Below are 25,603 nucleotides of genomic sequence, written 5' to 3'. Positions count from 1 at the left end.
AAAAAAATACCGATAAATCGGTATTTTTCTTACGCACTTCCTCTCCATTTGTACGGAGAGGGTGCGGGATACTTACACGACCATCGACAATGCCAACGTAAACAACAAGCCAAGTACCGAGATAAGAGTTTCGCAGACGGTCCAGGTTTTGAAAGTTTCTGTGACTGTCATGTTGAAGTATTCTTTCACTAACCAGAATCCGCCATCGTTGACGTGCGACAAAATCAGCGAACCGGCGCCGGTTGCTAATACCATCAGTTCTGGTCGCGTGCCGGCAACGCTGGATACGATCGGTGCAACGATGCCGCAGGCGGTGATCATGGCGACGGTGGCAGAGCCGGTGGCGACACGAATAAGTGCGGCGACAAACCAACCTAAAACCAAAGGCGATAAATGCGCGCTGGTGGCGATGCCGACGATAGCATTTGAGATGCCGCTGTCTTTTAGGATTTGACCGAAACCAGCGCCTGCACCGACGATGAGGGTGATGCCAGCGATGGGTGCCAGACTCTCGGTTGTGAATTTAAGAATCGCTTCACGATCAAAACCGCGTGCTTTACCGAAGGTGTAGAAGCTGACCAGGGCGGCTATCAACAATGCGATGACGGAGTTGCCAATCAGGCGTAAAAAGTCGTTGAGGAAAGTCTTTGGCGTAAAGAAAACGTCTGCCCAACTACCTAACAGCATCAATACAACTGGCAACAGAATCGTCGCTAATGTAATGCCCAGACCTGGCAAATCGCGGTTACTGTCTTTTTCTACAAATTGCGCCAAGAGTGGATTGTCTGGATTCGGAAATACAAATTTCGAAATCAATTTTGCGAACAACGGGCCAGCGATAATCGCAGTAGGAATACCAACGATGAGCGCGTACACAATTGTGCGGCCGATGTCAGCGTTGTAAGCCGTTACCGCATACAGTGCAGCCGGATGCGGAGGAATCAAACCGTGGACGACCGACAAACCGGCCACCATCGGGATACCAACCAAAATCATATTAGTACCGGTGCGCTTGGCAACGTTGAAGGCAATCGGAATGAGCAACACAAAACCAACTTCAAAAAACACCGGCAAGCCGACGATCAATGCGACCACCATCATGGCCCAATGGACGTTCTTTTGTCCAAAGGCACCGATCAGTGTGTTGGCAATCCGTTCTGCCGCACCTGATTCTGCCATCATCTTGCCGAACATGGTGCCAAGACCGACGACCAGTGCGATATGACCGAGTGCGCCACCGACGCCTGTTTCATATGATTTAACAATGGTGCCCATTGGCATGCCTACCGCAGCGCCTAAAATGACGGATACCACGATCAATACGATGAACGGATTCATCTTGAATTTTGCAATTAATACTACCAGCGTAATCACTGCGATCAGTGCGTACGCTAGCAGCATGTTTCCCTGAACCATCTCCATTACTATCTCCTAAGGTGAGCACTTCAGATAACCGGCCTGCCACTTCAGCAAATGCACTTGGTAAGTGATACCACTATTTCCCATTTGGTGGCGCTGTTTTTGGGCGGCGCTCCGTGTTAAATAATGGCGACTATTTGCAATGGGCAAGGTCAGTTTCAGGTTGGTTTTTTAAACGATGCTCTTTATATCACGTCAGTTGGTTATTTTTGATGCTTTTTCTACCCGTTGACAAGCCCCGCCAGCAAATCCACTACGCTTGTCTTTTTAGACTTAATGCTAGCGTTTGAAGGCGATGCAATCTACTTCCACTTTACAATCGACCACCACCGCCGACTGGACACAGGCGCGCGCCGGTGGATTGGCACCGAAGTAGTCCTTAAACACACGATTGAATGATGGGAAGTCGCGTGTGTCGTCAAGCCAGACGCCGCAACGAATGACGTGTTCGGGACCATAACCGGCTTCGGTCAGAATCGCGAGGACATTCTTAATCGCCTGATGCGATTGGGCGACAATGCCGCCATCAATTACCTCACCATTGACCATCGGGACCTGACCGGATACATACAGCCAGCCATCCGCCTCAACCGCGCGCGCAAATGGCAGATGCTGACCACCTGTTCCAGTACCGCCTTCTACGCCGTATCGTTTGATTGTCATTTTCTTTCCTTTAAAAATTGATATGTACTACTGTGGTGTTGCTTGCTTAATTGTTTGTTTGCATGGCTTGTTGAAAATGCGGTAACGACCTACGTACCCGACCGTGCCAAAAATCGCCCGGCACGTTGACCGGTGGCGGCCTTTTCTGTGCCGCCACGATACGATAGAACACCATTCACCCAAACCGCCTCGATGCCTTCGGCAGCTTGCATTGGGTCAGTAAAAGTCGCTGCGTCGCGTACCGTTTCAGGATCGAACAACACGAGGTCGGCCCAGTACCCTTCTCGCACCAATCCACGCTCAGTTAATCCAAAGCGTTGCGCTGACAAGCCAGTCATCTTGTTGATGGCGACAGTTAAGGGGAAAAGTTTTTTTTCACGGCTGTAATAGCCAAGCACCCGTGGAAAAGCGCCCCATAAACGTGGATGCGGCAATGGATCATTTGGTAATCCATCCGATCCAACCACCGTTGCAGGGTGGCTGAGAATACGGTCAACATCATCATCATGCATGCCGTAATACACGGCACCGGCTGGCTGCAAACGCCGCGCTGCTTCCAGCAAATCAACATCCCACTCCGCCGCTATCGCTGCTAATAACTTGCCGCCCATGGCGGGATGTGGCACGGACCAAGTGACTTGAATATCAATGGTATCGGTGACTTGCTTCAGATCCAGCGTGGATGAACTTGCGGTATAAGGATAGCAATCACAGCCGACCGGCTGATAACGTTGCGCCCGTTCAAGTGCCGCAAGCACTTCTCCGCTGCGCCCCCAGTTATCAACACCGGCGCATTTCAAATGCGAAATCACGACCGGAACGCGTGCATGTTTACCGATTTCAAAAGCTTCGTTCATTGCTTCCAGAATCTCGGCAAACTCACTCCGTAAATGGGTCGCATAGATTCCACCGGCAGCGGCCAGTGGTGCGGCCAGCGCCATCACTTCGGAAGTTGGCGCACTGATCGCGTTGCCGTAAGCAAGGCCGGTACTCAGACCCAACGCGCCATGTGCCAATGCTTCGCGCAATTGCGTGCACATGGCGTTAATTTCCTGGTCCGTAGCTGCGCGATCAAGACGATCCATTTGATTGTTGCGCAATGCTGTGTGTCCGATCAGGGCCGCGACATTGACGGATGGTTGCGCTTGATTGACTGCTGCGACATAACTGGCGAATGTGGGATAACTAAAAGCGTCTGACTCGCCCAGCAAATTCATCGGATCAGGCGGTGCGCCTTTGAGGCTGACCGGAGCGGCGCTGATGCCGCAATTACCAACGATGACGGTGGTCACGCCTTGCGATAGTTTAGGAAACATCTCTGGCTGGCGAATGACATTGGTATCGTCATGCGTGTGCACATCGATAAAGCCAGGACTCAATACCTTGCCGCTTCCGTCAATAACTTGCGGCGCTTGCCAAACGTCCAGCAAACCGACTGCTGCGATTTGCAGGATGCGCCCATCCATGAGGGCAACATCAGCACTAAAGGGAACTGCGCCGCTGCCGTCGATCAACGATACGTTGCGGATTAATGTATCACAGCTTGTATTACTGCTATTTTTGGCGCTATTGGCCTCTTGCTTATTTGTTTCGCCATTCATTTCAGTCTCCTAACGGTTCACGGTTGCCGCTTCCAAGGTGTGTATCGAGCGTGAACTTCAGCCGTCGCAGTAATTCCTGACTATGATCTTTTTGCAATAAAGCCAGTTCAGCCATCAGTACATCTAGTACCATCATCATCGCGTAGCGTGACGACGAAGGCTTAAAAATGAAATCGGTTTCAAGCGATTTGAGGGGCAGTAATACGTCGGCGATCTTCGCCAGTTGCGAACCTAATGCGGTGATCGCAACCAGACGCACGCCGTACTCTTTTGCCACCCGACAACTGGCAAGCAACTCGGGCACATTTCCTGTAGTTGAAAACACTAATACCACGTCATTTTTGTCCAACGTAGCGGCCACCATGCGTTGCAACAAGGCATCGTGATAGGTGGCTGCGGGCCTCCCCAAACGTACCAACCGATAACGCGCCTCGTCAGATAACATGGTGGAACCACCACCCATACCGAACGCGTAAATCATGCGAGCATCCAGTAACAAGCGCGCGGCATGCTGCAATGCATCTTGATTCAGCAGAGTTCGATTGACTTCCAGTACTTTGCCAATATCAGCGTAAATAATGTCTGCGATCTGTGGCACGCGCCCTTCTGGCGCTGGCAATTCAGCGCGTAAAAATCGCTCGCCAATCGCGGTGGCTTGTCCCAACTTCATTTTCATGTCGCGTACGTCGCGGCATCCGATTGCTCTCGCGAAACGTGTCACACTGGCTTGACTGACCCCGGCAAGTGTTGCCAACGTGCCGATACTTGCTGCCGCGGCGAACGGCAAATCGGCCAAAATCGTTTGGGCAACCTTTTGCTCGGCCAGCCGCAGATGTCCGCTGCGCTCGGAAATACGAGACACGATATCGAATGTTTCTGTAACCGTATTTGCTATGGCACGCGCCATAGCAGGCGACCAATTGGGTGGCATGCGCTCTCTTTTCCTATCTGAAATATGACCTATTCTAAAATCTGCCGCGCATCAATTTTAAACAACTTTACCATGCGACGAATATCTTTTGTGTTACTTTATATCAGAAGCAGAATATTTTCTATTTACGAATGAAAAATGAATAGAAAATGTCAATTTTTTGTTGCAATATTTTACCTATCTCCGATATAAATGAAGGAAATATCAATGAATGATACAAACTATCACGACAGCATTGTCAATCCGATTTTGCTGCCTCTGAACAAAGGTTTGGGAGATTTTGAACAACCGCTTGTAACCGCTGCTGTCAAGGATTTGCGCTGGAACTTACTGCGCGAGGAAGTCAGCTTGCCGTCCGCCGTGCTGTACGAAGAACGCCTGCAACACAATCTCGCATGGATGCAACAATTTGTCACCGAATACGGCGTTAAGTTAGCCCCACACGGCAAAACCACGATGGCACCAGCATTGTTTGCACGTCAACTAGCTGGCGGCGCATGGGGTATTACATTAGCGACTGCGCACCAAACCCGAGTGGCCTATGAACATGGCGTGCGCCGCGTGATCATGGCAAATCAACTGGTCGGCAAACAGAATATGGTGATCGTCTCCCATTTGCTGACTGATCCATCATTCGAATTTTGTTGTTTAGTGGATTCGGCTGCGGGCGTTGATTTGCTCGGCAGTTTCTTCAAAGCACGCAACCAGACGTTACACGTGCTGCTAGAACTAGGTTCTGATGGCGGTCGCACTGGCGTCCGTGATGCCGAGCAACAAACTGCCGTACTCGAAGCTATCGCCCACTGGAAAGGTCACATCGTTCTGGCTGGCGTAGAGCTTTATGAGGGCGTATTGGAAGAAGAAGCAGATATTCGACAGTTTTTGCAACGTGCCGTTACTTGCCTCGGCGATATTGCCAAATCCGGTCAATTGGGCGAGCGCGCTGCGCTGCGCCCAGTGATTCTGACAGGCGCTGGTTCTGCCTGGTACGACGTTGTGGCGGAGGAATTTTCTAAAGCTGACATCGGCTTGCCATTGGATGTCATCCTTCGGCCCGGCTGCTATCTGACGCATGACGTGGGCGTTTATCGTGCATCGCAAGAACAGATTCAAACCCGCAATCCGGTTGCCCGACAAATGCGTACGAGTCTGTTACCGGCATTGCAATTATGGGCTTACGTACAATCTCGCCCAGAACCGGGCAAAGCGATTATCGCGCTTGGCAAACGGGATGCAGCCTTCGATGCCGGATTGCCGCAACCAGCAAAGCACTATCGTCCCGGAACCAGTAAACCTGGCGCAACACCCTCACACTGGAAACTGACGGGAATGATGGATCAGCATGCTTACATGGAAATCGCCGCTGGCGACGATATCAAAGTCGGTGACATGGTCGCTTTCGATATTTCTCATCCGTGTCTGACTTTCGATAAATGGCGACAAATAGCGGTGGTTAACGCTGAGTTCGATGTCATTGATGTTGTTCATACGTTCTTCTGATGCACTCGTCGGCAACGATTGTTGCCAACAAATAATCCCTTCGTCGCCACACATTATGTGAATGTAGCGGCGATACCGCCTTTGAGAATTGCAGCCGCTCGGAATACTTCCTCGAAGACGCACTTTGGGGCGTACTATTTAGACAATATTTACAGGGTTGCGCGCATTGATACTAAAAACTATCATCGTTTTTTGAAATAATACGCAACCCATTGGCACTGAATCGATTGGTATTTTCTGGGGATTGAGGCACTAAAAAATCGTGGAAAATTTATCTGCAAATGTTACGTTCACTTGTGCAAAGTAGCGTGCCAAGCTTATCCTAACGGACATGAGTATCACCCGCCAAGACCTGGAACAAGACCGCTTGCGTAGCGCGCTAATCAACACACCTATTGCTGCTTCGTTTCTATCGGAAGAGGCGCTAGAAGCTTCCTGGCGCGGGATGCTGGCGTCGTTACCGACAACGCATGGTGATATCTGGCTGTTCGGTTATGGCTCGCTGATCTGGAATCCGATGGTGCTATTTACGCAGCGGCGGCGCGCTACTTTGCACGGCTATCACCGAGGATTTTATTTATATTCAAATATCAATCGTGGCACGCTCGATAAACCGGGATTGGTATTGGGACTGGACCGAGGCGGATGCTGTCATGGTGTCGCTTTTCGCATACCGGCCGCCGATATCGAAACCGAGTTGCGCATGTTGTGGCGGCGTGAAATGTTGACCGGCGCGTATCTGCCACGTTGGCTATCCATTCGATTGCCAGAAACGGCGGACCATCAGCCGCATCAGGTCAAAGCGCTGGCGTTTGTCATGAACCGTCATCATGCTGGCTATGCTGGACGCCTGTCTGACACGATCGTCGTCTCGCATTTACGGGATGCGAGCGGTTTATACGGGCCAGCAAGAGAGTATTTGCAACATACGCTTGAGGGATTGCTTAAGGATGGACTTCAAGATCCTTATCTGGCGCGCTTGTGGGCGCAATTGCAGAGTGAGAATAAATAAGTTTTATGACAGGGCAGAGAAGGTCTGAGAAGGCTGCTCGTTGGCGGTAAAGCCTGTTCAGCAGAGAATGCGAACAACGTACAGATACCACGATGACAGCAGTGCTTTAAAAGGGGAAGTGTGCAACTGGTGCACTGATGTTGCACACTCTACTCACGCCAAACGCAGCTGCCGTAAAAACAGCTGCGCTTTATATCAACTCACAACTGCGGATTCAATTTTTCCGCACGTGAATGCAGCTTGTTCAACGCCGTCAAATAGGCTTTTGCACAAGCGACCACGATATCCAGATCAGCGCCAACACCGTTCACTATTCGCCCGGCTTTAGAAAGGCGCATGGTAACTTCACCCTGCGATTGCGTGCCGGTGGTAATCGCGTTAACCGAGAACAACAGCAGTTCAGCAGCACTCGCCACTTTGGTTTCAATAGCATTCACAATGGCATCAACAGGCCCGTTCCCCTGCCCTTCGCAAGTCACCTCTTGACCGTCAATGGAGAAGGTCACTTTGGCGCTTGGCTTTTCGCCAGTTTCTGAATGTTGGGATAAGGAAACGTACCGATAATACTCATTTTCATGCGATTGTTGTTCGCTGGATACCAATGCAATAATATCTTCATCAAAAATATCCGCCTTTTGATCAGCCAATTCTTTAAAACGCGCAAAAGCAGCATTTACTTCAGTTTCAGAATCGAGATCAATGCCCATATCTTGAAGACGCTGCTTAAACGCATTGCGCCCGGACAATTTGCCAAGCACAATTTTGTTGGCACTCCAGCCAACATCTTCAGCGCGCATGATTTCGTAGGTGTCGCGTGCCTTCAGTACGCCATCCTGATGGATACCGGAAGCATGTGCAAACGCGTTGGCGCCCACCACGGCTTTGTTAGGCTGTACGATGAAACCGGTAATCTGCGAGACCAACCGTGACGCAGCAAGAATTTGCGTGGTATCGATGCCGATGTCGAGATTAAAGTAATCGCGGCGTGTCTTGACCGCCATCACGATTTCTTCCAATGCGGTATTGCCGGCGCGTTCGCCGAGGCCGTTGATCGTACACTCAACCTGACGCGCCCCACCGATCATCACGCCAGCGAGCGAGTTGGCAACCGCCATACCCAAATCGTTATGGCAATGAACCGACCAGACAACCTTGTCCGAATTGGGAATCCGTTCACGCAAGGTTTTCAGCATGTGTCCGTACAGTTCGGGCACGCCATAACCGACCGTGTCGGCAAAGTTGATGGTGGTCGCACCTTCTTTGATCACGGCTTCCAATATGCGACATAGAAAATCCATGTCAGAACGGCTACCGTCTTCGGGACTGAACTCCACATCATCGGTGAAATTGCGTGCATAGCGCACCGCCATCTTAGCCTGTTCAAAGACCTGATCGGGCGTCATGCGCAGCTTCTTCTCCATATGCAATGGTGAAGTCGCCAGAAATGTGTGTATGCGCTTGCGCTCAGCTGGCTTTAAAGCCTCAGCGGCACGGGCGATGTCTTTATCATTGGCACGGGACAGCGAGCACACGGTCGAATCTTTGACGATACCAGCAATCGCTTTGATCGCTTCAAAATCACCAGGCGAGGCCGCGGCAAAACCAGCCTCAATCACGTCGACTTTCATCCGCTCCAGCTGTTTGGCAATACGAATTTTTTCATCCTTGGTCATTGATGCACCAGGAGATTGCTCACCATCACGTAACGTGGTGTCGAATATGATCAATTTTTCGGGTGAGTTGGCTGCCATGCTGTGCTCCTGAATGTTTACTTATTATAAGACTTACGCAAAACCGCCCCAACTGCATTGGGCTTTCATAGCCACTTACGAGGCCCGACATTCACATACTGTCTTCGTCGGCCGGGTTAGCAAGCCCGTTGATGGGACGGTTTTGCGTAAATCCTATAATAATCAATTGTAAGGTTTAATAAATGACTATATCCCAGCGCACGCAACAACATGCACCATTACCGTTTTCTAAAAAAGAACCATCTTTTCAAACTAAAAAAGATTAACTATTGGAATTTGGTAGGAAATCACCCATCGCCGGCGCTGGATGCGAAGCCGCAGGACAACGATAGGTAATCAAAGTCCGCATTTTAGTAAAACGCGCCGCAGCCAACTGACCGCCACCGCAGCGCCATCTCCACTTCTATTTGCTACATAGAATCAAAATCCGTCATAAAGACATGGGTTGACTTATTTTTACGCGCTAATAAAGCCATGCGGCTGTTGAGCAACGTAACTATTGCAGCACCTGGTATAAATTTACTTACCTGTCCTCTCGCTCATGATCATGATCGGGCTCGTGTTCGGTTTGCAGTATGCTGACTGGCTTACCTTTGAATAAGCGCCAAAAATAGACGCCCAGACCGGATAGTCCATACAGCACGAACAGGCCAAACAAAACCTTCGACGGTGCACTTGAAATAACCACTAATATCAGTACGACGACAAAGGCAGCAATGAACGGTACCGGCTTACGCAGATTAATGTCTTTAAAGCTATAAAAAGGCACGTTCGTGACCATGGTCAGGCCAGCGTATAAAGTAATCCCCCACGCCACCCAGTTTAAGTCAGCACCGACAAAACCAAGATCATCCATAATCCAGACAAATCCCGCGACAAGTGCTGCCGCCGCTGGGCTTGGCAAGCCTTGAAAATAACGTTTATCGACGACGGTGATATTGGTATTGAAGCGGGCAAGACGCAAGGCCGCACCAGCGCAATACACAAACGCTGCAAGCCAACCCAATTTACCCATTCCACGCAATGACCATTCATACACGACGAGTGCAGGTGCAGCACCGAACGAAACCATGTCCGACAAGCTGTCATACTGCGCGCCAAATTCGCTCTGGGTATTAGTCATGCGAGCCACGCGACCATCCAGACTGTCGAGTACCATCGCTGCGAAAATCGCAATCGATGCATAATCAAATTTCAAATTCATCGCCATAACAATTGCATAGAAGCCACAAAACAGCGCAGCGGTCGTAAATGCATTGGGCAATAAATAAACACCACGACGTCTCAGACTTGGCCGCGCCGGGCTGTCATCTTCGTCATCATCCTGATAAGACGGTCGCAAAGAATTTTTTGCGCGTAATGCCTTTGGGAACTGTGCAACGTTACTCTTCGCCTTTCGGCGTGGGAAAGTAGCCATGTGAATTCCGTTTCAATCTATAAATCAAATTTGTGGTGATGATGATGCAATAAAGCTATCACAACCGGTCATACGGCCTTGCTAAAGGTCGGGATAAACAATGCACGGTTGAAGCGCGGTTGACTTGCGCGACTCGCTTGGATTACTCCAAACGCCTCAGGCATTGGCATCAGGCATTGTTTAGCCGCGACTAGTCTTACAGATTTCTTTGGCGAAACTTAAAATTCAGCCAAAATGGTTTCTGTTGCTGAGACTTTATCGCCTACGGCAACTTTCGGTGTCGCAGTCAATGGTAAGTAGACGTCAACCCGTGAACCAAAACGAATAAATCCATACCGTTGTCCGCGCGCAAGAACATCACCAACTTTGACATAACAAAGAATACGGCGTGCAATTAATCCTGCAACCTGAACGCAAGTGACTGTCTGACCGTTTTTTGCAGTGATTACCAATGCGTTACGCTCGTTTTCAATCGATGCCTTATCCAAATCCGCGTTGACGAACTTGCCCGGAAAATACTGCATCGTTTCGATCTTGCCATCAACGGGCGCACGATTTGAGTGGACGTTAAAAACATTCATAAAAACGCTGATTTTTAATGCTTCACGATTAGCGTAAGGATCATGGGCTTTTTCGACAACCACAATACGACCGTCAGCAGGAGAAATTACCGCGCCAGGGATTTGTGGGATCACGCGTGGTGGGTCACGAAAAAATTGCAATACGAATAAGGCAATAATCCAAAAAGGAATGGACCAACCGATCGAGAAAAAGCTGATCAGCAACGCCACGGCAAAAGCAATGGCGAGAAACGGCCAACCTTCGCGGGCGATAATAGGATGTGGGTAATTATTCAACTGCGCTCCGGATTGTCTTAAAGAAATGATAGAAATTTGATAGCGAGGCTATTCTAGTCGAGCGAGGGGCAAATGTAACCCTTTGCATTGCAATCAGTAACTAATTCCATAATAGCTTGAAAACAATCGGACACCGCCATTAGCGCGCGACTTTTGGCACGCGAACGACGAAACGGCAAAAATACAGGCGACCCGATCTCGGTCTGACGACAATCCAACTGAGGAAGTGGCGACCCGAATTGTCACTTGAAGCGCACTTTGCCAACCACGCGCATGGTCAATGTCGTTTCACCTGGCTCGAAGCTTGGCTCTTCCACTGGCGCACTATCCATTGATACCGAGCGCATCATCATTGCGCCTTTAGGCATGGCGGCTTCTGGCGCATAGTTTCCAGAGCCTTCAAAATCAATCGTGTCCAGTACCGCATCCGACTCACTGCGCCCCATAGCACGTGCAATAGAACCGATTCGCTCATTCAAATTCAGATAGGTAGCGGCGATCCGCTGATCGTCCATCTTTTTGCTGGTGGCGTCACTGAGACTGAAATGTAGACCATTCAGTCCGAGCACGCTTTGCACTGAAGCGACGGTCTTTGGCAAAGTATTCAAGTTGGTTGTGGTGGCATCCAGATATTGACCGACACGCCAACCAGTGGGTTGCCGTGGTTTATTGGTATTGGTTCGAGGCTGCGTCTCTTCAGGGTAAACCGGATAGGTGTAATAACCGCGCGTCTGCAGGATAGCCTGAGGGTCTTGCCGTTTAAGGATCTCGGCTCCCTGTTTCATCTTCTGGTTCACGCGCGAGGCCGCTGCGGCTTTGTCTTTATCCTGCTCTTCAATAGTGAAGGTCACGCGCACCTCGTCATTGACGTGCTTGACTTCACCGTAAGCAGGTACGACGACTAAAGCCCCGGTCGTCTGCACTTTAGTTTGTGCATATACGCTCAGACTAGCGACTGCCAACACGGATAAAACCACTAAATTACGGTATGGCGACATAGTATTTTCCCAAAAATAGAGGTTTGTACTAGAGATGTGAATCTCAATAGGATTCACAGCTCATGAAATTGTAACAACAAGATGATAGATTGCCACTTTGATGACGGCATTCCGGTTTAGTTCTCATTGCCAACTAAATTCACATAGATTTATTCTATGGGATGAAGCAGATGATTTAACCAAATGTTTACTTCCGCGGCGGGGAAGTGGCGATGGCATCATATTGATAAGGTGGCAATGCTTCGCCACAATGTTTACAGAATAACGAGTCAGCTTCATGACCTTCAGTTAAACAATTTACACAAGTGCGCGTGGTCGGTGTCCCTCGCATCATGCTCATGGCCAGCTCTACCCCAACAATGCCTGTCGGCAAAGCAATGATGCCGTAACCGAGCAACATGGCCATGGAGGTAATCAACTGTCCGAATGGCGTTTTAGGATGGATATCGCCATACCCGGTGGTAGTCAGCGTCACGATGGCCCAATACATGCCGACAGGTATACTGGTAAAGCCATTCTCCGGTCCCTCAATGACATACATGATCGTTCCAAGAATGACGCTCATGATGATCACGGCACCGAGAAACACAAATATCTTGTGCCGACTATTACGCAGTGCCTGTAACAAAACCTGCGATTCATCGTAATAACGCGGTAATTTTAAGACTCGAAACACGCGTAACATCCGCAGCAACCGCACATCAATGAGGAAGTGAAACTCGGGCAACAATATAGCCAGGTATGTGGGTAATATCGACAACAGGTCAATCACCCCAAACAAGCTTGTCGCATAGCGCAACGGCCGCTTCACGCAAAGCAAACGAACGACATATTCAATCGTGAAGAGGATGGTAAATAGCCATTCCAATCCGTTCAATATCAAAAAATCGCGAGCCCGAATTGTGCCGATGCTATCGACGATAACCGTGGCAACACTCAGAACAATGATAATTAATAGCCCTGTGTCAAAACGCCGCCCGGCAACAGTGTCAGCCTCAAAAATGACTGTATATAGTCGCGCCCGCCAAGATTGATCGGGCTTACCAAAATGGGGCTTTTTAAAAACCGTTGTTGTCATGCTATGTGGGGATGATTTTTCGGATTGATAAATAAATGACTAATTACGACTCACAATGTCTCTCAACGACAGGTATCACGACTTTATAGCAAAAAGAGACGCAAATGCGCCCCCTTGTTTGCTTAACAGGCCAAATACTTACTTTCGAAACTAGGCGCTGATTCTAAGCCCGAGTATGACCGCTCCCCTGCTTCTTAGTTCTTGATGCTGAGACTTGGTATCTGGTTTGAGCGATGATTGCTCTTTTTTTTGATCCTGAGGGTGGTAAACAAAAAAAGCTGTGCGTGTGCACAGCTTTTCGACTTCACGCTGTAGTCGCTTGCAAGCGATTACAGCAATGATGCCCTACCTTTCTTGAAACTAAAAACTGTATTAGTTTTTAGTTTGGTCCACCATTGCGTTCTTTTTGATCCATGTGCACGTGAAGTCGAAAAAAAAGCTGTGCGTGTGCACAGCTTTTCGACTTCACGCTGTAGTCGCTTGCAAGCGATTACAGCAATGATGCCCTACCTTTCTTGAAACTAAAAACTGTATTAGTTTTTAGTTTGGTCCACCATTGCGTTCTTTTTGATCCATGTGCACGTGAAGTCGAAAAAAAAGCTGTGCGTGTGCACAGCTTGTCGACTTCACGCTGTAGTCGCTTGCAAGCGATTACAGCAATGATGCCCTACCTTTCTTGAAACTAAAAACTGTATTAGTTTTTAGTTTGGTCCACCATTGCGTTCTTTTTGATCCATGTGCACGTGAAGTCGAAAAAAAAGCTGTGCGTGTGCACAGCTTGTCGACTTCACGCTGTAGTCGCTTGCAAGCGATTACAGCAATGATGCCCTACCTTTCTTGAAACTAAAAACTGTATTAGTTTTTAGTTTGGTCCACCATTGCGTTCTTTTTAATCCATGGCATCATGCCACGCAGTTTTTCACCAACAACTTCAATTTGGTGCTCTGCATTTAAACGACGACGGGAGATCAACGTTGGTGCGCCAGCCTTGTTTTCAAGGATGAAGCTCTTTGCATATTCACCAGTTTGAATGTCTTTGAGAATCGCACGCATTGCATTTTTTGTTTCTTCGTTGACGATACGTGGGCCCGAAACATATTCGCCGTATTCAGCGTTGTTCGAGATTGAGTAATTCATGTTGGCAATACCGCCTTCATAGATCAGATCAACGATCAGTTTCAATTCGTGCAGGCATTCGAAGTAAGCCATTTCTGGTGCATAACCAGCTTCAACCAATGTCTCGAATCCAGCTTTGATCAGTTCAACTGCACCACCGCACAAAACTGCTTGCTCACCGAACAAGTCTGTTTCAGTTTCTTCACGGAAGTTAGTTTCAATGATACCAGCGCGACCGCCACCGTTTGCAGTTGCATACGACAGAGCGATGTCACGTGCAGTACCAGATTTGTCTTGATAGATGGCAATCAGGTGGGGAACGCCGCCACCTTGTGTGTATGTTTGGCGAACAGTATGGCCTGGTGCTTTTGGCGCGATCATGATGACGTCCAAATCAGCGCGTGGTGTTACTTGGCCATAATGTACGTTGAAACCGTGCGCAAACGCCAGTGTGGCGCCTTGCTTTGCGTATGGAGCAACATTTTCCGCGTAAACCTGGGCGATGTTTTCATCAGGCAAAAGAATCATGATGATGTCTGCAGCTTTAACAGCATCATTGACTTCAGCAACTTTCAAACCTGCATTGACCGCTTTATCCCACGATGCGCCGCCCTTGCGCAGACCAACAGTCACTTTAACGCCGGAGTCATTCAAGTTTTGCGCGTGCGCATGACCTTGTGAACCGTAGCCGATGATAGTAACGTTTTTGCCTTTGATCAGTGAAAGGTCAGCGTCTTTGTCGTAAAAAACTTTCATTTTTAATCCTAGTAATAATTCAATTGATAGAGAACTGTTTAGACAATCCAAATCAGTTCGATACATTCAGTTAGTGGAAACACATCCGAAAGCGTGACTTTTTCAGTCTTGCTTTACATCTCACGCATTACCGCTTATGCACATAAGAATGACGCATCAGACATGATTAAATCATCCCTGACACGAAACTTTTACACCTTTAAGATACGTTCTCCGCGTCCAATGCCCGAGGCACCGGTACGGACCGTTTCCAAAATTGAAGCCCGGTCTATCGACTCTATAAAGGCGTCCAGCTTGCTTTTGGCACCAGTCAATTCAATAGTGTAAGACTTATCCGTGACATCAATTATGCGGCCCCGGAAGATATCCGCAGTGCGTTTCATTTCTTCACGCTCCTTGCCGACCGCACGTACTTTGATCAGCATGAGTTCGCGTTCGATATGCGCGCCTTCGGTCAGGTCGACCACTTTGACGACTTCAATCAGACGATTCAGATGCTTAGTAATCTGTTCGATCACTTCATCTGAACCCCTTGTCACGATGGTCATCCGTGACAGGGTTGCATCTTCGGTCGGTGCGACCGTCAATGTTTCAATGTTGTAGCCACGAGCGGAGAACAAACCCACTACGCGTGAGAGTGCACCGGCTTCGTTTTCTAGCAGTACGGAAATAATATGTTGCATTACAGATCCTCCGAACCGAGTAGCATTTCAGTCAAGCCCTTACCCGACTTCACCATCGGCCAGACATTTTCGGTTTGATCAGTAATAAAGTTCATAAACACTAAGCGATCTTTCATGGCAAACGCTTCTTTCAGCGCACCGTCGACATCGCCAGGTTTTTCGATTTTCATACCGACGTGGCCATACGATTCGACCAGCTTGGTAAAGTCAGGCAACGAATCCATATACGACTCAGAGTAGCGGGAGCCGTAATCAATTTGCTGCCATTGACGCACCATGCCGAGGAAACGATTGTTCAGAAGGATGATTTTTGGCGTTAAGTGATATTGTTTGCAGGTCGCCAGTTCCTGGATACACATTTGGATAGATCCTTCGCCGGTAATACAAGCGACAGTAGAACCAGGGTTCGCCATCTGCACACCCATGGCGTACGGCAAGCCAACACCCATCGTGCCAAGACCACCGGAATTGATCCAGCGACGTGGTTTATCGAAACGATAATATTGCGCTGCCCACATTTGATGTTGACCAACGTCCGATGTGATGAACGCATCACCGTCTGTAATCTGCCAAACTTTTTCCACGACAGATTGCGGCTTGATAAATTCTGACGAACTCTCAAATTTCAGACAATCACGTGAACGCCATTGGTTAATCTGCGTCCACCAAGCAGCCAAAGCAATAGCGTTTGGCTTGGTTTCAGCAGCTTCTAGCTGAGCCAACATTTCTTGCAGAACGTCTTTTACGTTACCGACGATTGGAATATCGACTTTGACGCGTTTGGAAATCGACGATGGATCGATATCAATATGAATAATTTTGCGTGCATTGCTAGCAAAATGTTTAGGATTACCAATCACGCGATCGTCGAAACGCGCGCCGATAGCAATCAATACATCGCAATTCTGCATCGCCATATTGGCTTCGTAAGTGCCGTGCATGCCTGGCATACCGACAAACTTATCGCTTGACGCTTTGTAACCACCCAATCCCATCAGGGTATTGGTGCAAGGATAGCCAAGACGATCAACCAAACGGTTCAACTCTGGCGATGCATGCGCCAGAATCACGCCACCGCCGGTATAAATCATCGGGCGTTCAGCAGTTAGCAACAATTGCAGTGCTTTGCGGATCTGTCCTGAATGACCTTTATCTACAGGCTTGTACGAACGCATCTCGACTTCTTTCGGATACGCAAATACATGGCGATGCATGGTGATGTCTTTAGGGATATCAATCAGCACCGGTCCAGGACGACCGGTAGTGGCAATATAAAATGCCTTTTTAACCGTTTCAGCCAGATCCTTGACATCTTTGACAAGGAAATTATGCTTAACGCAAGGACGTGTAATACCAACGGTATCGCACTCCTGAAAAGCATCTTCACCGATAGCATAGGAAGGAACCTGACCCGAAATCACGATCATCGGAATCGAGTCCATATACGCAGTTGCCAAGCCAGTGACCGCGTTGGTGACGCCGGGACCGGAGGTGACAATCGCTACACCGACTTTGTTCGAGCTGCGCGAATAGGCATCAGCAGCGTGGATCGCAGCCTGCTCGTGACGAACTAGTATGTGTTGAAATTTATCTTGTTGAAATATGGCGTCATAAATGTATAACACCGAGCCGCCTGGATAGCCGAAAACGTGCTCGACGCCCTCTTCTGCCAGACAACGAACTAAAATTTCTGCGCCGCTAATGGGCAAATTTGTATCTTGACTCATGCTTCTATGTCCTTTCAAGGTCCATGGGAAATTGATCGGATGCTCTCTCCTAATGATAACGGCGGCTTGCTACATGGATTTTGGCATTCCTTTTTTGTGCCTTCACAACATTTCGTTGCGTACCCGTAGATACGATTCAAAATGTCGCTTCGCGCGACTCGTTCAGCCAATTACCTTGAAGCAACACGTCCATTCTCTCGCGCTTGTGGCACGGGTTAGAGCAAACAGCTTTCAAATATGAAGCGCGTCTTGTCACTAATCAGCATCTTGCGCTGGTCGCGAAAAGACCATGGGTCCACTTCAGGATGCTGAAGTGGAGTGATACCATAATGCGTACTTTCATTTTGGTCAAGGCAAATTCAACGAAACCCTCTTGAAATCTTCCTAATTTGAACACAACTACGTATTATTGCCCCACGAGCACTGTATTTTTGATAGCATTCGATCAGTTTAAAAATCCCTTTTTTAACGATTCAACCTGATGCATCAATAAATTAGTCAGCGCTTACGAGCGAACTAATACTCTTTGATTACTCAGGACGCGTTAGAAACTAGTTTGCCCGCAACAACGCAGCAAAATTCTGAACAACTTTCACTGGCTGGCAGCGAATGACACTCTGTATGACACACGGTGAAACGCGCGCCACAATGCATGGCAACCGATAAAGAACTTTCAGATTTTCTCGAAAACGTAGAGCGACGCGCTTTTAAACAGGCGGTGTACGCAGTCCGCAAGGACGAGTCAGCGCTGGACATTGTCCAGGACGCGATGATCAAGCTTGCGGAAAAATACGGTGACAAACCGTCTGCCGAGTTACCGATGTTGTTTCAACGCATCTTGCAAAACACGATCCTCGATTATTTTCGGCGTGAAAAAGTACGCAACACGTGGGTTAGTCTTTTTTCGAGCATGGGTCACGATAAGACCAGCGACGAAGATTATGACGTGCTTGAAACGTATGAATCAGAGGACGGCTCGCAAGCTGCTGAGTCCAGCTCGTCCCAGCTTGAACGAGAACAAATCCTCGAAATCATTGATCAAGAGGTTCAAAAGCTGCCTGGGCGTCAACGGGAAGCGTTCCTGATGCGTTATTGGGAGGACATGGATGTCGCCGAGACTGCCGCCGCAATGGGTTGCTCTGAAGGCAGTGTAAAAACACACTGCTCTCGTGCTACACACACCCTGGCACAAGCGCTTAGGGCCAAAGGAATAAGTTTATGAGCAGTAAAGACATCAATTTTGCGTACAAAGTACGCCACGCGCTTAATGAGCGTATCGACGACATGCCGACAGCCACATTGGACCGGCTAGCCGCTGCACGTCAAATGGCCTTGTCTCGCAAGAAAGCCGACAAACCTTTACGCGTTGTCGCCCACCAAAATGTTGTTGCAGGAACAGCAAATAGCTTTTTCCCACAAGCTACTTCATGGTGGACGCGACTAGGCGTTGCTGCGCCGATACTTACTGGCGTTGTGCTATTTTTCGGCCTGTATCAGTATGAGCAACAACATCGTATAACCGAAATTGCGGCTATTGACGCCGCTGTACTTGCTGATGAAGTCCCGCCTTCCGCTTATTTAGACCGAGGTTTTGATACTTATCTTGCCAAACACGAAGAATAAGAATGGCGCTAATACCAACAATAGAAAATAATGAAGAGCGACTTGCAGCGACTGCGCTGTCAAATAGCAAAGCCACATCTATAGGTAAACTTCTATCTTTAAAGCACCTTGCTAAATCGCGTACTTTTATGCTTACCTTATTGACAGTATTAATGTTAATAATGAGCTCTGCGTCGGTGCTGATGCGTCCTTCACATGCTGCCGATGCCCTTGGTGCGAGCGCCAGCACAAGTACTGTAGGCAACAACAGTAAGGCGACAGGCGAATTGGCGATCAAGCCAAAACCTGCCAATCCATCAAAGGTCAACAAACCGACCGACAGCAAAGCCGAATGGGAAGATCTTACTGCTGCACAGAAACTGATATTAGCGCCGCTGGCTTCTGGCTGGAATAGCTTAAAACTCTCCACTCGAAAAAAGTGGGTTGAGATCAGTAAACGTTTTGCCAGCCTGAGTCCTACCGAACAATCACGGGTTCAGGACCGAATGCATGATTGGGTAAATCTGACACCTGAACAACGGCGGGTCGTGCGTGAAAATTACGCTAGGAACAGAAGACTGGACACCGAGCAACGAGCGAAACGTTGGGCAGAATATCAACAATTGCCGGAAGCAGAAAAACAAAAATTAGCAGCAGAAGCGGCGGCGGCAAATAACCGCAAGCGCATCACTGCGCAAGTGCTGTCGCCCCAAACCAAACCTAAAGAAGCAAAACCAATTCAGCTGGCACCGAAACCAGTGCCTGCTGCGGTGCCAGCGCAAACTGCGAGTCCGGCATCGGCCGTTGATGCAGTTGGCCATTAAATCAGATCTGGATAGGTCACGACATTGCCGAAGCGGTCGATGCTAAAATTTGACGAATAGTCAGCACTGTAAGTCGGCTAAAAGTAAGCTATAAGTCGGTTATATTGATCGCCACACGTACAAAGAAATAATCGCACCTTGAATCCTTCCGCGCCATCCAACGATACCGTTATTTCCACTGAACCCGCAACGCCATCGCTTAAAAGGCGCTTTGGCAGCATGATGTACGAGGCAATGCTGCTGTTTGGCATCCTGTTCATCGCCGGTTTGCTTTTTTCGACATTGCTACAGCAACGCAACGCATTGTATTTGCGGCACGGCCAGCAAATATGGCTATTCGTGGTGTTGACCGCGTATTTTGTCTGGTGCTGGAGTCACGGTGGTCAAACGCTGGCTATGAAAACCTGGCGACTCCAGTTGATCAATAAAGATGGTAGCGCAATGAAGGCAAAAGACGCTTTGGCGCGCTATTTGTTAGCATGGCTATGGTTTCTTCCTGGATTGATGCTCGCCTGGGCTTTCGGCGCGCACACCTGGATGCTGGCAATCGTTCCCGTTTTGAATTTTGTTTTATGGTCACTCACTATTTATCTTGACCCACAGCGTCAGTTTTTGCATGACCGACTGGCGGGGACCAAATTAGTAGACATGGTGGAAAGCGTAAAGCCGCCAGGAAAAAGACGCTGGTATCATTAAAGACTAAGGGCCTTACAATCCAGCTACGTCAAATCTCGAATCCCTTGGTTAGCCGCTTTGCAATACCGCCAGTTCTTCTTCCGAAAATCCTGCCGCGCGGCGTGCGTCCAAATTAAAAGGTCCACGCAAAACCGGTGCTTGATATTGGACTACCAGATTGGCAAAGGCTGCAATCGGCTCAAGCTGGCGCTCTTTACACAGCCAGTTATACCAATGGTTACCAATCGCGACATGACCCACCTCTTCCCGTAAAATAATGTCGAGAATCTCGGCCGCGGCTAAGTCTCCGGCCTGCGCAATTTTTGCCCGCACAGCGGGTGTGGCATCCAATCCACGCGCCTCAAGGGTACGCGGCACCAACGCCATGCGTGCCAAAATGTCATCTTTTGTTTTTTCAGCCATTTCCCACATGCTGTTATGCCCGGGGAAATCACCATAGGCAAACCCTAAGGTCTGCAGATGTCGCGCCAACATGCCAAAGTGTTGCGCCTCCTCCACCGCGACACTCAGCCAGTCAGTGTAATACTGGTCCGGCATAGCAGGAAAACGGCACACAGCATCTAACGCCAAATTGATAGCATTGAACTCAATGTGTGCCAGCGCGTGGATCAGTGCGGCGCGGCCTTCCTCGGTGCGCATGGACCGATGCTTCAATGTTTTAGGCAATACGAGTTCGGGCCGAGACGGGCGACCCGGAATCGCGCCTGCTTCAGCCTCACCCACCAGCGAAGCATGCGCATCCAATGTAAGGGTGTTATTTTTGAAATCAGCGTTTAATGCCGCTACCTCCAATACCTTTGCCGCAGGATCGCGCAATAGCAAGCAGCGCAAGGCCGATGCACGCAACTCGGGCAACAGTTCAGGCGATAATACTGGTGGTAACTCTGCTTCTGGAACAACAAAAATAGGTTCAGACATACTCTTCATGCTAGCAGCGGTAAAATAGGATTTTTAGGAATAATTGCGATTTAAGTTACAACAAACCGCGGCGTAAAATGTAAATAAATTTCGTCAAAACCTGGTGCAGGAATAAAGTAGATAAATATAATCAATTAAATAATCTACAAAACGATCCTGTCACCGATCAAAACAAACACCCACATTCTACGGAGAATTATGAGTATCTACCAACTTGGCGAACATTGCCCCGACGTTGACCCATCCGCCTACATCACAGAGAGCGCGACGCTTATTGGCAAGGTTAAGATTGAGGCCAGAGCCAGCGTCTGGTTCGGCGTTACCATTCGTGGAGACAACGAACTGATTACGGTCGGTCTCGGCAGCAATGTACAAGAAAACTCAGTTTTGCATACTGATCACGGCTATCCCCTTACTATTGGCGAAAATGTCACTATCGGTCATCAAGTTATGTTGCACGGATGCACCATTGGCGATGGCTCGTTGGTTGGGATACAGGCTGTGATACTCAATGGTGCCAAGATCGGTAAAAATAGTCTGGTTGGCGCTGGTGCTCTGGTAACCGAAGGCAAAGTCTTTCCCGATAATGCATTGATTATGGGAACGCCAGCCAAGGTGGCCCGCATGTTAACGGAAGAAGAAATCGCCAAGTTGGTAAAAGGCGCGCAAACTTACGCCGAACGCGGTCAGGAATATAAAACCCAACTTAAAAAAATCGGCTAGAGAGTAATGACCGAAAAAGGTACAAAGAACGTAATGGATATGAGTAACGATAATCTACAAAAATTTATGATCGAAAACGCCTCGGTTCGAGGCGAGTTGGTTGAACTTTCTAACACTTGGCAGCAGGTATTGGCGCGTCGAAACTATCCGCCAGCAGTGACTAATTTGCTGGGCGAAATGATGGCAGCGGCCGCCTTGTTGAGCGCCAATTTGAAATTCAATGGCGTGATCGTGATGCAAATTCACGGGGATGGCCCGATCCGCCTGTTGGTGGTCGAATGCGATGCCAAGTTGCAGATGCGCGCCACAGCAAAACTAGTCCCCGATACGGTAGTAGAGGATGGTGCTACATTGGCCCAACTGGTGAATGTCAACGGTCATGGTCGTTTTGCCATCACACTTGATCCGCAAGACAAAATGCCAGGACAACAACCCTATCAGGGAATCGTGCCTCTCGACGGCGATAACGTTGCGGAGGTGATCGAAAATTACATGCTGCGTTCAGAGCAACTTGATACAAAGTTGTGGCTGGCTGCTGATGCTAACGTCTCGCGTGGTTTGCTATTACAAAAGTTGCCCAACCATGGCGGGATTGGCATTACTGAAGAAGACCCGCTGGAAAGCTGGAATCGCGTGTCTATGCTGGGTGCGACATTACGTCCCGCTGAAATGCTATCGACCGATATTCAGACATTATTGCGACGTTTATTCTGGGAAGAAACAGTCCGCGTTTTTGAACCACAACACCCTAGTTTTGTGTGCAACTGCTCACGAGAAAAGGTAGGCAACATGCTGCAGATGCTGGGACAAAAAGAAGTTGATGAAGCGATTGCTGAGTTGGGCAACGTATCGGTCGACTGCGATTTTTGCGGTCAAAATTATGCATTTGACAAAGTCGACTGCGCGCACCTTTTCGCTATCAGTGCACCTGTAGAGACCTTGTTAGGTACCGGAAATATTAAGCATTAAGCACGTATTAATTCGTAGGTAATAAGCATTAGCAACAGGCAAAGGGAGTGCCCTTTCCTATTGTAAAGATCACGATCCAGCCCGATACCTTAAAGGGTTACCGGCGCTGGCAATCTTGCAAGATATAAATTGGATGAAATGATCTTGGGGAATTTCAGTTGTTGCACTTAACGCTAGCTAAAGCGTAGACAGATTAGTCCCGTACTTGCTGCGCCACCCGTTGAGCAGTGTTGACTTGTGCTTGTTTCAACACTCGCTTAGCGGTCGGATGAACAGGCTTAGCAGACTTCAAACCCGCGGTCTTCTTTGGCGCTTTATCTTCTGTCTTGCCCGGTATCGCAGCGCCCACCTTGTCTGACAATAGTTGCGCTTCCTTCAGCGTCGATACCAGTTCAGTATTGTTCGGATCTAATATCTGGACGAAAATTTCATCCTGTTTGATCATGCCCAACTCAGTACGAGCGCGCTCTTCGACAGCACCGGTCCCTTCTTTCAAATCATGTACTTCCGAATCCAGCTTGGCATTCCTTGCTTTCAGCTCGACGATTTTTTCATGCGCAGTGGTGACTTGCTGCCCCATATCAGCGACTCGCAGCCAGCCGCCTTTTCCTAACCACAAAGGGTATTGGATCAACGCCAACAACACAGTAAGGCAAATAGCGATAAGACGCATTAACAATCCATATTCAATTTATGCAAATCCGGCCAGCGATTAAATTAACTCGCTGGCCGGATTTACATAAGGCAATTCGCAATACTTTTACTTCAAGTTATAAAAAGCAGCACGACCCGGATAACTGGCGATATCACCCAAATCTTCTTCAATACGCAGCAGTTGGTTGTACTTCGCCATCCGATCGGAACGCGACATTGAGCCGGTTTTGATCTGCAATGCGTTTGTACCAACTGCGATATCTGCAATAGTAGAATCTTCGGTCTCACCTGAACGATGCGAGATCACCGCAGTATAGCCAGCGCGTTTCGCCATTTCAATCGCAGCAAACGTCTCTGTCAGCGTACCAATCTGGTTGATCTTAATCAAGATCGAGTTCGCGATATTTTTTTGTATGCCTTCGCGCAGAATTTTGGTATTGGTCACAAACAGATCATCACCAACCAACTGTATTTTCTTACCCAAAGTCTCGGTAAGAAGTTTCCAGCCATCCCAGTCGTCTTCGGCCATGCCGTCTTCGATACTGATGATCGGATATTTGTCGCACCACGATGCCAGCAGACCGGTGAATTGCGCGCTCGTTAGTGTCATATCTTCACCGGCCAGCACGTATTTACCATCTTTGTAAAACTCACTGGCTGCGCAATCCAGGCCCAGTGCGACTTGTGTACCTGGCTCGTAGCCAGCCGCTTCAATCGCCTGAATGATCAACTTCAGCGCTTCTTCATGACTAGCAACTGAAGGGGCAAAACCGCCTTCATCACCAACTGATGTTGTCAATCCTTTTTCTTGCAGGATTTTTTTCAACGCGTGAAATATTTCAGCGCCGTAACGAATCGCTTCACGGAAGCTAGGAGCGCCAACCGGGATGATCATGAACTCTTGAATATCGAGGTTGTTGTCTGCGTGCGCGCCGCCGTTGATCACGTTCATCATCGGAACAGGCATTTGCATCGCACCGCTACCGCCAAAATAACGATACAGTGGCAAGCCGGCCTCTTCAGCCGCCGCTTTAGCGACTGCCATTGAAACTGCCAGCATGGCGTTGGCACCCAAACGACCTTTGTTTTCGGTGCCGTCAAGATCAATCAGCGTCCGGTCGAGGAATGCTTGTTCGTTAGCGTCCAAACCCATGATCGCTTCAGAAATTTCTGTATTAATATGTTCACAGGCAGTCAATACGCCTTTACCGCCGTAGCGATTTTTATCGCCGTCACGCAATTCGATTGCTTCCCGGGAACCAGTCGAAGCACCGGATGGGACCGATGCACGCCCCATCACGCCGGATTCTAGCAGGACGTCGCATTCGACAGTTGGATTGCCGCGTGAATCAATGATTTCGCGGCCGATGATGTCAACAATTGCACTCATGTATTTCTATCTCCGTAATGATGCGTCTTAATTAATACGTGACTAAATGTCTCACTTCATGTCTCACTTAGTGCCTGAATTCGTACTTAACCTCATGCTTTAGATTAATCCTCAGCTTAGTATCTCGGTTGTTGCCAAAAAAGCATCCCAAAAAAAAGTATGAGGAGAAGTCGCTTTTTGACTATTCCAATATTGCCAGACTGACCACCGACTCTCGCCTTAAGGCGATTCATGTAACGCAATAATAATGTAGCTCGGCTAATGTAGCTTAACAAAAGTGATACGCCATCATTCCAAGATGATGACGCATATCTAAAT

At 48.7% G+C, this 25,603-nt stretch carries 22 protein-coding genes and 1 pseudogene; 8 read left to right on the top strand and 15 right to left on the bottom strand.

Features of this window, described 5'->3' with window-relative positions; translation table 11 throughout:
• Positions 1 to 72: 72 nt before the first annotated feature.
• The 4 genes from RGU75_RS15310 to RGU75_RS15295 form a co-directional block, all read right to left on the bottom strand.
• Positions 73 to 1,422, bottom strand: coding sequence for a GntP family permease (locus RGU75_RS15310; protein ID WP_322237325.1), 1,350 nt, complete (start codon positions 1,420 to 1,422; stop codon positions 73 to 75).
• A gap of 276 nt (positions 1,423 to 1,698) precedes the next feature.
• Positions 1,699 to 2,082, bottom strand: a complete 384-nt coding sequence (locus RGU75_RS15305) for a RidA family protein (RefSeq protein WP_322237324.1) — start codon at positions 2,080 to 2,082, stop codon at positions 1,699 to 1,701.
• An 89-nt stretch (positions 2,083 to 2,171) separates the two neighbouring features.
• Complete coding sequence (locus tag RGU75_RS15300; protein ID WP_322237321.1) at positions 2,172 to 3,683, bottom strand: N-acyl-D-amino-acid deacylase family protein; 1,512 nt, start codon at positions 3,681 to 3,683, stop codon at positions 2,172 to 2,174.
• A gap of 1 nt (position 3,684) precedes the next feature.
• The gene (locus tag RGU75_RS15295; RefSeq protein WP_416186820.1) at positions 3,685 to 4,614 is read right to left on the bottom strand and encodes a MurR/RpiR family transcriptional regulator; all 930 of its coding nucleotides are present in this window, start codon (positions 4,612 to 4,614) and stop codon (positions 3,685 to 3,687) included.
• A gap of 207 nt (positions 4,615 to 4,821) precedes the next feature.
• On the opposite strand from RGU75_RS15295, the gene RGU75_RS15290 reads away from it, so the two are divergent.
• The gene (locus tag RGU75_RS15290; RefSeq protein WP_322237319.1) at positions 4,822 to 6,114 is read left to right on the top strand and encodes an amino acid deaminase; all 1,293 of its coding nucleotides are present in this window, start codon (positions 4,822 to 4,824) and stop codon (positions 6,112 to 6,114) included.
• A gap of 331 nt (positions 6,115 to 6,445) precedes the next feature.
• Positions 6,446 to 7,126: a gamma-glutamylcyclotransferase gene (locus RGU75_RS15285; RefSeq protein ID WP_322237317.1), complete on the top strand. Its 681-nt coding sequence runs from the start codon at positions 6,446 to 6,448 to the stop codon at positions 7,124 to 7,126.
• A 200-nt stretch (positions 7,127 to 7,326) separates the two neighbouring features.
• Here RGU75_RS15285 and RGU75_RS15280 read toward each other — a convergent pair whose 3' ends face one another.
• The 8 genes from RGU75_RS15280 to RGU75_RS15245 form a co-directional block, all read right to left on the bottom strand.
• Positions 7,327 to 8,877 (bottom strand): 2-isopropylmalate synthase, encoded by a 1,551-nt coding sequence (locus RGU75_RS15280; protein WP_322237314.1) that lies wholly within the window; start codon positions 8,875 to 8,877, stop codon positions 7,327 to 7,329.
• Positions 8,878 to 9,400: 523 nt separating this feature from the next.
• Positions 9,401 to 10,294, bottom strand: a complete 894-nt coding sequence (gene pssA / locus RGU75_RS15275; protein ID WP_322237311.1) for a CDP-diacylglycerol--serine O-phosphatidyltransferase — start codon at positions 10,292 to 10,294, stop codon at positions 9,401 to 9,403.
• A gap of 218 nt (positions 10,295 to 10,512) precedes the next feature.
• On the bottom strand, positions 10,513 to 11,151 hold the full coding sequence (locus RGU75_RS15270; protein WP_322237309.1) for a phosphatidylserine decarboxylase: 639 nt from the start codon (positions 11,149 to 11,151) through the stop codon (positions 10,513 to 10,515).
• A 242-nt stretch (positions 11,152 to 11,393) separates the two neighbouring features.
• On the bottom strand, positions 11,394 to 12,149 hold the full coding sequence (locus tag RGU75_RS15265; protein WP_322237306.1) for an SIMPL domain-containing protein: 756 nt from the start codon (positions 12,147 to 12,149) through the stop codon (positions 11,394 to 11,396).
• 187 nt (positions 12,150 to 12,336) lie between these two features.
• Entirely contained in the window at positions 12,337 to 13,227 is an 891-nt protein-coding gene (locus RGU75_RS15260) for an ion transporter (RefSeq protein ID WP_322237304.1), read from the bottom strand.
• Positions 13,228 to 14,082: 855 nt separating this feature from the next.
• Positions 14,083 to 15,099, bottom strand: a complete 1,017-nt coding sequence (ilvC, locus tag RGU75_RS15255; RefSeq protein WP_322237301.1) for a ketol-acid reductoisomerase — start codon at positions 15,097 to 15,099, stop codon at positions 14,083 to 14,085.
• A 191-nt stretch (positions 15,100 to 15,290) separates the two neighbouring features.
• Positions 15,291 to 15,782 carry an acetolactate synthase small subunit gene (gene ilvN / locus RGU75_RS15250; protein WP_205319759.1) on the bottom strand — a complete coding sequence of 164 codons (492 nt, stop codon included), beginning with the start codon at positions 15,780 to 15,782 and terminating at the stop codon, positions 15,291 to 15,293.
• Complete coding sequence (locus tag RGU75_RS15245; RefSeq protein WP_322237297.1) at positions 15,782 to 17,509, bottom strand: acetolactate synthase 3 catalytic subunit; 1,728 nt, start codon at positions 17,507 to 17,509, stop codon at positions 15,782 to 15,784. The genes ilvN and RGU75_RS15245 overlap by 1 nt, the downstream gene beginning before the upstream one ends.
• A 652-nt stretch (positions 17,510 to 18,161) precedes the next feature.
• Here RGU75_RS15245 and RGU75_RS15240 point away from each other — a divergent pair.
• The 4 genes from RGU75_RS15240 (at position 18,162) to RGU75_RS15225 (ending at position 20,631) form a co-directional block, all read left to right on the top strand.
• Complete coding sequence (locus tag RGU75_RS15240) at positions 18,162 to 18,731, top strand: RNA polymerase sigma factor (protein ID WP_322237295.1); 570 nt, start codon at positions 18,162 to 18,164, stop codon at positions 18,729 to 18,731.
• A complete protein-coding gene (locus tag RGU75_RS15235) occupies positions 18,728 to 19,132 on the top strand; it encodes a DUF3619 family protein (RefSeq protein ID WP_322237293.1) in 405 nt (134 codons plus the stop codon). Before RGU75_RS15240 ends, RGU75_RS15235 begins: the two co-directional genes overlap by 4 nt.
• 161 nt (positions 19,133 to 19,293) lie before the next feature.
• A complete protein-coding gene (locus RGU75_RS15230; RefSeq protein ID WP_322237292.1) occupies positions 19,294 to 19,935 on the top strand; it encodes a DUF3106 domain-containing protein in 642 nt (213 codons plus the stop codon).
• 138 nt (positions 19,936 to 20,073) lie between these two features.
• Positions 20,074 to 20,631: an RDD family protein gene (locus RGU75_RS15225; RefSeq protein ID WP_322237289.1), complete on the top strand. Its 558-nt coding sequence runs from the start codon at positions 20,074 to 20,076 to the stop codon at positions 20,629 to 20,631.
• A 48-nt stretch (positions 20,632 to 20,679) separates the two neighbouring features.
• On the opposite strand, the gene RGU75_RS15220 is transcribed toward RGU75_RS15225, so the two are convergent.
• On the bottom strand, positions 20,680 to 21,549 hold the full coding sequence (locus tag RGU75_RS15220; protein ID WP_322237287.1) for a ferritin-like domain-containing protein: 870 nt from the start codon (positions 21,547 to 21,549) through the stop codon (positions 20,680 to 20,682).
• Between the two features lie 198 nt (positions 21,550 to 21,747).
• Between RGU75_RS15220 and RGU75_RS15215 the strand changes: the two genes are divergently transcribed.
• Positions 21,748 to 22,272 (top strand): gamma carbonic anhydrase family protein, encoded by a 525-nt coding sequence (locus RGU75_RS15215; protein ID WP_322237284.1) that lies wholly within the window; start codon positions 21,748 to 21,750, stop codon positions 22,270 to 22,272.
• A gap of 39 nt (positions 22,273 to 22,311) precedes the next feature.
• Positions 22,312 to 23,241 carry an Hsp33 family molecular chaperone HslO gene (gene hslO / locus RGU75_RS15210; protein ID WP_322237281.1) on the top strand — a complete coding sequence of 310 codons (930 nt, stop codon included), beginning with the start codon at positions 22,312 to 22,314 and terminating at the stop codon, positions 23,239 to 23,241.
• 400 nt (positions 23,242 to 23,641) lie between these two features.
• Here the strand turns inward: hslO and ftsB are convergent.
• Positions 23,642 to 23,914, bottom strand: a pseudogene (ftsB, locus tag RGU75_RS23975) (cell division protein FtsB); the annotation flags it as partial.
• A gap of 87 nt (positions 23,915 to 24,001) precedes the next feature.
• Positions 24,002 to 25,285, bottom strand: coding sequence for a phosphopyruvate hydratase (gene eno / locus RGU75_RS15200; protein WP_322237276.1), 1,284 nt, complete (start codon positions 25,283 to 25,285; stop codon positions 24,002 to 24,004).
• Between the last annotated feature and the right edge of the window lie 318 nt (positions 25,286 to 25,603).

It is taken from the genome of Glaciimonas sp. CA11.2, from assembly GCF_034314045.1.
Taxonomy (GTDB): domain Bacteria; phylum Pseudomonadota; class Gammaproteobacteria; order Burkholderiales; family Burkholderiaceae_D; genus Glaciimonas.
The sequence above is the reverse complement of the archived record's forward strand: the minus strand, read 5'-3'. Positions and strand labels throughout refer to the sequence as shown.